The organism is Pseudomonas sp. AIG (assembly GCF_977020205.1).
Genome location: NZ_CDROCK010000019.1, coordinates 51,367 through 61,397 on the forward strand (window position 1 = coordinate 51,367; position 10,031 = coordinate 61,397).

Annotated in this window: 4 protein-coding genes; 3 read left to right on the top strand and 1 reads right to left on the bottom strand. The window is 60.8% G+C overall.

The features are described 5' to 3' along the window. The first annotated feature begins 32 nt into the window (after window positions 1–32). From pvdO to ACWR1S_RS13405, 3 genes are all read left to right on the top strand, one after another. The gene (gene pvdO / locus ACWR1S_RS13395) at window positions 33–944 is read left to right on the top strand and encodes a dihydropyoverdine dehydrogenase (protein WP_454563822.1); all 912 of its coding nucleotides are present in this window, start codon (window positions 33–35) and stop codon (window positions 942–944) included. A gap of 134 nt (window positions 945–1,078) precedes the next feature. Further along, a complete protein-coding gene (locus ACWR1S_RS13400) occupies window positions 1,079–2,740 on the top strand; it encodes a cyclic peptide export ABC transporter (RefSeq protein WP_454563823.1) in 1,662 nt (553 codons plus the stop codon). A gap of 125 nt (window positions 2,741–2,865) precedes the next feature. Then, window positions 2,866–7,041, top strand: a complete 4,176-nt coding sequence (locus ACWR1S_RS13405; protein ID WP_454563839.1) for an amino acid adenylation domain-containing protein — start codon at window positions 2,866–2,868, stop codon at window positions 7,039–7,041. 162 nt (window positions 7,042–7,203) lie between these two features. Here ACWR1S_RS13405 and ACWR1S_RS13410 read toward each other — a convergent pair whose 3' ends face one another. Further along, window positions 7,204–9,693, bottom strand: a complete 2,490-nt coding sequence (locus ACWR1S_RS13410; protein WP_454563824.1) for a TonB-dependent siderophore receptor — start codon at window positions 9,691–9,693, stop codon at window positions 7,204–7,206. Window positions 9,694–10,031: the final 338 nt, after the last annotated feature.

Genomic DNA, 10,031 nt, shown 5'->3' on the forward strand with positions numbered 1-10,031 from the left:
CGTTTCCTTTCAACCTGTTATCGAGAACCCTGATGAACAGTCGTGAACTGCGTAAATTTTCCCTGAAGACGTTGCCCGCTCTGGGCCTGCTGGCGGTGCTGGCCAGCGCACTGCCAGGGCTTGCCCAAGCGTCCGAGTCCCTCAAACCCGGCAAGGTTTTCAAGGACTGCAAGGACTGCCCGGAAATGGTCGTGCTGCCCACCGGTACTTTCACCATGGGCACGCCGGACGACGAAGTCGGCCGCGAACCGGACGAAGGTCCGATGCACCCGGTGACCTTTGCCAAACCGCTGGCCATCAGCCGTTTCCAGGTGCTCCGGGGCCAGTGGGACGCCTACCTGGCCGACAGCGGTTACGCGATGCCCGATGGCGACAAGCGCCCGGGTCGCGCGTGCAAGGCCGGCATCCCCGACTACCAGGGCAGCGATCCGAAGCAGCAGTACACCGACAAACATCCAGCGGTGTGCATGAATTTCACTGAAGCCGAGGCCTATGTGGCCTGGCTGTCGAAGAAAACCGGCAAGGCTTATCGACTGGTCAGCGAATCGCTGCGTGAATACGCCGCCCGCGCCGGCAGTACCGGGCCTTTCCCCTTCCCGTTCGATGAAGGCAAGGAATACAGCATTGCCAAACACGCCAACACCTATGGCGCTGCCGATGGCTATAACTTCACGGCGCCGGCCGGCACCTTCCCGGCCAACGCCTTCGGCGTCTACGACATGCACGGCAACATCTACGAGTGGACGGCCGACTGCTACCACGAAAACTACGTTGATGCGCCGAGCGACGGCAGCGCGTGGCTGACCGGCGACTGCAAGATTCGCCGCATCCGCGGTAACGACTGGGGCGAAGCACCGGTGTTCTCGCGCTCCGGCAACCGCAACGCGACTTACATCGACGACCGCGGCGACTGGATCGGCTTTCGCGTCGCGCGCGATCTGTAACGCCGAGCCGCTCGCTCGTCGCCTCAGTCCTCGATAAACCCGCGGGCGGCTAAATCGCTGCCCGCGGGTTTCGTCTTTTAACCAGCCCAACCCTTGAACCAATGCCCTTACAGGCACCAGAAGCGGAAACCTCCATGACCACAAAATCGCGCGGAGCCATCAGTGAAGTCCTCGGCCTGCTCAAGCCTTACCGGGTCGTCGTGGCGCTGTCGATCCTGCTCGGCATGCTCGGTGGCGTCAGCGTCACCGCCCTGCTGGCGACCATCAACAAAGCCCTCAACGGCACAGGCAGTCCGTCCGCGACGGTACTGGCGACGTTTGCCGGCCTCTGCGCCTTTGCCCTGTTGACCTCGATTCTGTCGGACATCGGCACCAACCATGTCGGCCAGCACATCATTGCCGGGCTGCGTAAATCGCTGGGTGAAAAGGTCCTGCTGGCGCCCATTGAACAGATTGAGCGGTTCCGCAGCCACCGCTTGATTCCGGTGTTGACCCACGATGTCGACACGGTCAGCGACTTCGCCTTTTCCTTCGCGCCACTGGCCATCGCGTTTACCGTGACCCTCGGTTGCCTGGGTTATCTGGCGTTCCTCTCCGTACCGATGTTCATCCTGCTGCTGGTGGCCCTGGTGATCGGCATTGCCGTGCAATACGTCGCCCGCAACAAAGGCATCAAAGGCTTCGAAACAGCGCGCGAAGCCGAGGATGAACTGCAAAAGCATTACAGCGCGATTGCCGCGGGCGCCAAGGAGTTGCGCATTCACCGGCCACGCCGCCAGCGCATGTTCAGCCAGCGCATCGAAGGCACCGCCGACTTCATCTGCCAGACCCATATCCGCTCGGTGAACATTTTCGTGATGGCGAAGACGTTTGGCTCGATGCTGTTTTTCGTGGTCATCGGCCTGGTACTGGCCTTGCAGTCGCTGTGGCTGGACACTGACAAAGCCGTGCTCAGCGGGTTTGTGCTGGTGCTGCTGTACATGAAGGGCCCGCTGGAATACCTGATCACCACCCTGCCGGTGATCAGCCGCGCGAACATCGCGTTCAGACGCATCAATGACCTGGCCGAACAGTTTTCATCGCCAGAACCGCACCTGCTGCTGAACGATGCCGCACCGGTGAGCAAAACACCGGTCCAGCACCTGCAAATGCATAACGTGCATTACGCTTTCCCACCGGTCAAAGGCAGTGCCGCGTTCGAGTTGGGACCGGTCAACCTGAACATCGCACAGGGCGACATCGTGTTTATCGTCGGCGAGAACGGCGGCGGTAAAACCACCCTGATCAAATTGCTGCTGGGCCTTTACGCGCCGCAACGCGGTGAAGTGCTGTTCAATGGCGAAGTGGTTGATGCGCGTGCCCGCGATGACTACCGCCAACTGTTCACGACCATTTTTGCCGACTACTACCTGTTCGATGAACTGGTCCAGGGCGATCAACAGGTACCGGCCGACGCCGGCCATTATCTGGAGCGTCTGGACATTGCCCACAAGGTGAGCATCCACGACGGCGTATTCAGCACCACGGACCTGTCCACCGGTCAACGCAAGCGTCTGGCCCTGATCAACGCCTGGCTGGAGGAGCGTCCGGTGCTGGTATTCGACGAGTGGGCCGCCGACCAGGATCCGGCCTTCCGGCGGATTTTCTACACCGAGTTGCTGCCGGAACTGAAACAGCTGGGCAAGACCATCATCGTGATCTCCCACGACGACCGTTACTTCGACGTCGCCGATCAACTGGTGCGCATGGAAGGTGGCCGGGTCGTCACCCACAAAAAGCCCCTCGAAACTGCCTGAGCAAATGCCCCTTGCCTGCCGACAGCACCGGCGTGCTGTCGGCCTTCACCTGAATGTTTATCACCGTGGATCCGGCTGTCGGCAACACCGTCAGCGGCCACGGTGCTGCCAACCGCGAGAAACCGATGAACGACTTACTCGATGATGAGGTGCTGGCGCTGTTGATGGCGGATGCCGGCCTGCAACACCAGGGCATCACTGCCCGCCCCCTTCCGGCCCCGGCCCCACTCTCATTTGCGCAGCAGCGTTTGTGGTTCGTGCAACAACTGAACCCGCACAGTGCCGCGTACAATTTGCCACGCGCGGTGCGCCTGACCGGCGCCCTGCAACCCCGGCACCTGGAAGCGGCGCTGAACAAAGTCATTGGACGCCACGATGTGCTGCGCAGCAGGATTGTCCAAATCGACGGCGTGGCGATGCAGGTGGTCGATGAGCAGGCGGCACTGAACCTCGCCGTCGAAGACCTGCGCCACTTGAGCGCCCAGGCGCGTGAGCCGCAGATTGCCGAGCGCATCGCCATCGACGCCGGCATGCCCTTCGACCTGACACGGGCGCCGCTGATGCGCGCGACGCTGCTACAGATTGGCGAAGACGAATACCTGTTATTGCTGAACATGCACCACATCGCGTCCGATGCCTGGTCGAACGCGATTCTGCTTAACGATCTGATGCAAGCGTATGCGCAGGTCAGGGCGGATGATCCATCGCCGTTGCGCCGACCCGCCATTCAATACGCCGACTACGCCCACTGGCAACGCGGCGAATACCTCAACAGCCCGGCGTGCGCCGCCAGCGCCGACTATTGGCGCAACTACCTCGGCCAGGCCCTGCCGCCACTGGACCTGGCGACCGATTTCCCTCGCCAGGAACACCACAGCCATCCGGCCGGCAAACACGCCTTCAGCCTGCCGCTCGAGTTGACGCAGAAACTCAACCGCTTCTGCCAGCATGGCGGGCTGACGCCGTTTGTGGTGGCGCTCGGCGCCTGGCAACTGCTGTTGAGCCGCTACAGCAACCAGTACGACTTTACCGTCGGCGTGCCGAACGCCAGCCGTAATCGCAGCGAAACCCAGGAGCTGGTGGGCTTTTTTGTCAGCGCCCAGGTTTATCGCGTCAGGCTAGATCCGCAGCTGCCGTGCAAGGATTTCCTGCAGCGCCTGCGCGGGGAAACCCTGGCCGCACTGGATCATGCCGACTACCCGTTGGAGCTGAGCTTCGATGACTTGCAACTGCAGAGCAACCGGCAGAGCAATCCGTTGTTTCAAGTGTTGTTCAACTGGCGCACGGAAACGCCTGGCGAGGGGCCGCTGACGCTGGGTGATCTGGCCGTGGACTTTGTCCAGGCGGGCACGACGCAGGCCAAATTCGACCTGTCGCTGGACGTCGGTTACGCCCTGGACGGCATCGACGCCAGTCTCGAGTACAGCCGCGATTTGTACACCCCTGCCACGATCGAGCGCCTCGCCGGCCATTGGCAGACTCTGTTGCACGCCATCATTGAAGATTCCAGTGTCGCGCTCAGTGAACTGGCGCTTCTGAGCCCAGAAGAAAACCGCGTCCAACGCGTGCAATGGAATCCGCCCGCCTGCGCCCTGCCCACCGAAGGCGTGCACCAGTTGTTCGAACGCCAGGCACAGACGACACCGGACGCGCCTGCGCTGATCGTTGATGATCTGCAATTGAGCTATGCGCAGCTGAACCGTGCGGCCAATCAGTTGGCTGGCAGCTTGATCGACTGCAATGTCGGCCCCGAAGTACGGGTGGGCATCGCGGTTGAACGCTCGGCGCAGATGATCATCAGCTTGCTGGCGGTGCTCAAGGCGGGCGGCGTGTATGTGCCCCTCGACCCCGATTACCCGCCGGAGCGCCTGACCTGGATGATCGAAGGCAGCGGCCTGAGCGTTCTGCTGACGCAACATTCGCTGCTTGCACGCCTGCCGTCAGTGCCCTCGGTGAACGTGGTCTGCGTCGATGACAGCCCCCCTCACGATGACCGTCACAGCGACAATCCACCGTGCCGTACCTTCGCCAGCAACCTGGCGTATGTGATGTTCACGTCGGGTTCCACCGGTCGCCCGAAAGGTGTCGGCATCACCCACGCGGCGCTGGCCCGGCATGCACAAGTCGGCCTGGAATTCCTCGGGCTGACGCCTGCTGATCGCGTGCTGCAATATGGCACCTTCAATTTCGACGCGTTTGTCGACCAGCTCTACCCGGCCTTGATCTGCGGCGCCTCGGTGGTCCTGCGCGGGCAGGAACTCTGGGACAGTCAAACGTGGTACGAACAATTGCTGGACAAGAAATTCAGCGTCAGCGAACTGACCACCACGTACTGGAACATGCTGGCCAAGGACTTTGCCGCTGCCGGCCCACGGGATTACGCGACACTGCGCCAGGTCGTCGTCGGCGGTGAAGCGATGCCGCCAGAGGCCGTCGCCGCGTGGGGTACCGCCGGGCTTGGCCATGTGCGCCTGCTCAATGTCTACGGCCCGACAGAAGCCACTGTCGACTCGACGATGCTCGATTGCAGCGACTACGCCGCTGGACGCGTGGCGCTGCCGAAAACCATGCCGATTGGCCGGCCGCTGCCTGGTCGCGCGGTTTATCTGCTCGACAGCGGCGGCCAACTGGCTCCCGTCGGCACCGTGGGTGAACTGATGATTGCCGGCGATCTGCTTGCGCGGGGTTACTTCAATCAACCGCAACTGAGCGCCGAACGCTTTATCCCGGATCCGTTCAGCCCCCGCGGTGGACGCCTCTATCGCACCGGCGATCTGGCCCGCTTCAACGCTGACGGCGTGATCGAATACGTCGGCCGCCTCGACCATCAAGTGAAAATTCGCGGTTTCCGCATTGAGCTGGGCGAAATCGAGTCATGCCTGCTGCAGTCGCCAGCCGTGCGTGAAGCCGTGGTCGTCGCCCGCGAGGCGGTGACCGGTACACAGTTGATCGCCTACGTAGTGCCTCACGCCAGCGAGGTCTCGAATGAACAGCAACAACAGCAGGCCCTGCGCCAGACCCTCAAGGCCGAACTCGGCAGCCAGTTGCCAGGCTACATGGTGCCGGGGCACCTGATGGTGCTGACGGCGATGCCGCTGAGTCCGAACGGCAAACTGGACCGCAAGGCGTTGCCATTGCCCGAGTTCAATCAGCCTCACGCAACGTTCCGCGCACCGCAGACACCCCTGGAAACAGCTCTGGCCGAGCTCTGGCAAGAAGTGCTGCACGTCGAACGCGTGAGCCTCGACGATAACTTCTTCGAGCTGGGCGGGCATTCGATCCTGGCCATTCAGTTCATTGGCGCATTGAATACGCGCCTGGGAATCAAACTGGCCTTGCAGCAGATGCTCGCGCACCCGACCGTGGAAACATTGGCGCGATTCATCGCCATGGACCATCAACAGCAGGTGCAATGCGTGGTCGAACTCACAGCCGCGAACGCTTCGGCTTCCCCACTGTTTTGCCTGCACCCGAGCGGCGGAATCGTCTTCTGTTATCAGCCGCTGGCCCAGCGTTTGAGCCAACACACACGCACCTTCGGCATCATGCACAAAGGCTTTGCCGACAAGGACGCCAGCACCCAGACCTGGGCCGAGATGATTGCCGAATACACCGAGCAGATTGTCGCCAGACACCCCGAGGGTCCTTATCGCCTGATGGGTTGGTCGCTCGGCGGAGCGATTGCCATGGATGTCGCCGCTGCGCTGGAACGCCAAGGCAGGCAGGTGACGTTCCTGGGGCTGGTCGATACCACCCTGCCGGAGAATATTTTCCCCGCCGATCTGCCCCGCAAACCACGGGAAGAAGACAACCCCGATTACCTCAGCGCGGACAACGAACTGTCGGTGGCCGTGGAAATGTTCAGTTTGATGTTTGCTCATCTCGAGGAGCCGGCGGCACGCTACATCGCCGCGAATCCGACGACTGATCTCAAGGCCTTTTATCAGTGGGCCAGCCAGCAGGCCGCCACGGACGAGCAGGCGATGATCAAGACCCTGGAAGCCATCAAGCAGGAAATCATGAATGCCCAGGCGTTCGACATCCATGACCGACTGGTGAAAAGCTTTGACGCCTTTTCGCTGCCGCTGCTTGCCGTCAAGGCCAGTTGCTGGTGGTCGCTGTCGCACAAGACCCTGGAGCAAGTGCTGCACTCCGAACAGGTCTTGCGCCAACACACCGTGGGCGGTCAGTTGCAAGGTTCGGTTCACTCGCCATTGCCGCACCGCAGCATGATCTATGGCGAATCCCTGCTGGACTCCTTCGAAACCGTACTCCTTGAATGTGAGGCGGCGCACGGCTGAACCCTCACCCGCTGCCAATGAAAAACGTAGAAGCCATGGCTTCTGCGTTTTTTTTGTCCGTCATTTCTTCCGTCGTGGTATCGACGAGAAAACCCGCGCAAAAAAAAACGGCCCACGCTCTTCGTCAAGAAGCGTGGGCCGTTTCGGCGTTGCGTCAGCGCATCAGAACTGCGGGGTGTACTTCACGGAGAACATCACGTTGCGTGGGTCACCGAAGTTGTTGTTACCACTGAGCTGGTTGTAGGCCGAGGTCACGTAGCTCTTGTCGAACAGGTTGTTGGCATTGACGGCCAGACCGATCTCAGGCGTCAGCTGGTAGGCGACACGCGCGTTCCACACGGTGTAACCCGGCACCTCGTAAGTGCCTTCGTAACCCAGGGTGTGGTTCTGCGTGGTGAAGCCCAGACCTGTGCTCAGACGGTTGAAGTCACCGGTGAACTGGTAGTTGCCCCACACGCGCAACATGTGTTTCGGCGTCCAGGTGCTGAAGGTGCGGCCTTCCATGTCCGGATCATCGAGGTACTTGGTGGTGTTGTAGGTATAACCGGCAAACAGCTGCAGGTTGTCCGTTACAGCACCACTGATTTCGGCATCCAGGCCCTGGCTGCGCACCTTGCCCGCAGCGGTCGAGCAGTACCAGCCATCACATTCCATGCCCCCGGAAATATCGTCGACGGCGCGGTTTTCCTGGTCGTAACGGAACAGGGCCAGGGAGGTGTTGACCCGACCGTCCATCAGCTCACCCTTGAGGCCGATTTCGTAGTTGCTGCCGATGATCGGCTTGAGCATCGAACCACCGGCATCACGCACGGTCTGCGGCTGGAACACGTCGGTGTAGCTGGCGTACACCGCCCACTCGCGGCTCAGGTCGTAGACGATACCGGCGTAAGGCGTGACTTCACCGGTTTCGGTCAAGGTGCTTGGCTCATCGGTAACGATCGTGCTGCTTAAAGCCGTCTGAGTCTTGGATTTGTAGCTGTAGTCATACCAACTGACGCGCGAGCCCAGCACCAGCGTCAGGTCATCGACCGGTTTGACACGCCAGGTGCCATACAGACCTTTCTGACGGATGTCGTACTTACTGTTGATGCCGCGACCACCCGGGGTGTTGAGCAGGCTGTCGTAGCTGATGTCCGGACGGTCGTGATTGATATTGAAGATCGTGTCGGTCGCGCTGTTGGTGAACGTACGACCGAGCTGATCATCCGTCTCCAGCTGGGAGTAGTTGCCACCCAGCATGACTTCCTGCTGCATCGACAACGCTTCGAACTTGCCGGTCAGGTTCATGTCCAGACCCACTTTGGTGGAGTCGAAATCGGTCACGAAGTCGGCATATTGCAGACCGCTGCCATCCGCCTTGAGACCGGCACCGGAGCTTTGCAGGCGCTGGCTTTTCGAGGTGTTGGTTTCGGTCATTTGCACCGCACCGACTTTGAACGCCCAGTCTTCGTTGAAGCGATGTTCGAGGTCCGCATAAAGGGTGGTGACATCGATTTGCGAGTGGTTCCATTTGGCACCACCGTAGGTCGAGCGTCCGACGTCCGGCATCGAACCGTCGGCGTAGCGAGGCAGGCCACGGATCATCGGGCGCGACTCGGCTTCAGTGCGGCTGACCGCCAGACCCAGCGTGGTGTCTTCACTCAGATCGAAGTCCATCGAGCCATACAGCGAATGGGTTTTACTCCACTCGCTGTCGATGAAAGAGTTGCTCTGGTCTTCGTCGACAACGAGGCGACCACGGATATTACCGGCCTGATTCAGCGGGCCACCCGCGTCCAGTTGCAGACCATAGTGATCCCACGAACCGGCCTTGCCGGTAATGGTCACGGTCGGTGCCGCCTGACCGCGCTTGCGTACCAGGTTGATGGCGCCGCCCGGGCTGCCGGTGCCCTGCAGCAGGCCCGAGGCACCGCGCAGGATTTCCAGACGGTCGAAGAAGATCAGGTCCTGGGTCGCCCAGTTGCCCAGCGAATAGGTGTTGCGTGGAATCGGTACACCGTCATATTGCCAATCGTCGATCTGGAAACCGCGCGAGGAGATGATCAGGCCCTTGCCGACGCCTTGCAGGCCGACGATACCGGTGGTCTGGTTCAACGCATCTTTGAGGTCGACCAGATCCTGGTCGTCCATCTGCTTGCGCGTCATCACCGTGACCGACTGCGGAATTTCCTTGAGGGTGTGGGTGCCCTTGCCGATCGTGACGGCATTGGAGGTGTACGAGTTGCTGCCTTCGGTCGTCGCGCCGACCTGTTGTGCGCTGATGTTGGTCGCGCCCAGTTCCAGGCCCTGGGTGCTGCTGCCACGCACCAGCATCAGGGTGTTGCCCTCGACGCTGTAGCGCACGTCGGTGCCCCTGAGCAATTCGGCGATGGCCGCCTGCGGGCTCATCTTGCCGCTGACCGCGTGGCTCTTGAGCCCGGCCATGTCGTCAGCGTTGTAGATCACTTGCTGGTTGGTCTGTTGACCGAACGCCTGTAGCGCCTGTGGCAGCGATTGCGCCGGAATATTGATGCTGACGTTTTCAGCCATCACCTGAGCGCTTAAAGGCAATACACAGACCAGCCCCAGACCGCTCAACACGCGACGTGAACGCAGGCCGCGGGACATGACGAGTGCCTTGAACAGAGGTTTCAACTCATGAATTGCTGACATCGTGCTCTCTATTATTGGTAGAAGTGAAAGTCCATTGGGCCAACGGGCCCGCCGCTGTCTGCACAGGTGAACCGCACGCTGTCATTGGCCCTGCGGGCGACATGGCAGTGTGTGGCCGATCGGCCCCTCCCCGGGCTCGATCATCTGGCTGGACATCGGCGAAATATTTTCTGCTGAACAAACCAGTGCATTGGCGGCCCTGCCTGACACGATTTGCCCACATACCCTATTAAGACGCAGCACCTGCAAAAAACCGGAATGAGTTTATTTATCATTAACGCAGAAAGTTAAAAAAAAGGCCGACGCTGTTGGGCGACGGCCTTTTGTTTCTTTCTGTG

Bases quoted from the DNA above. Each gene is read 5' to 3' on its own strand.
- pvdO (WP_454563822.1), top strand. From the start codon at position 33: ATGAACAGTCGTGAACTGCGTAAATTTTCCCTGAAGACGTTGCCCGCT.
- ACWR1S_RS13400 (WP_454563823.1), top strand. From the start codon at position 1,079: ATGACCACAAAATCGCGCGGAGCCATCAGTGAAGTCCTCGGCCTGCTC.
- ACWR1S_RS13405 (WP_454563839.1), top strand. From the start codon at position 2,866: ATGAACGACTTACTCGATGATGAGGTGCTGGCGCTGTTGATGGCGGAT.
- ACWR1S_RS13410 (WP_454563824.1), bottom strand. From the start codon at position 9,693: ATGTCAGCAATTCATGAGTTGAAACCTCTGTTCAAGGCACTCGTCATG.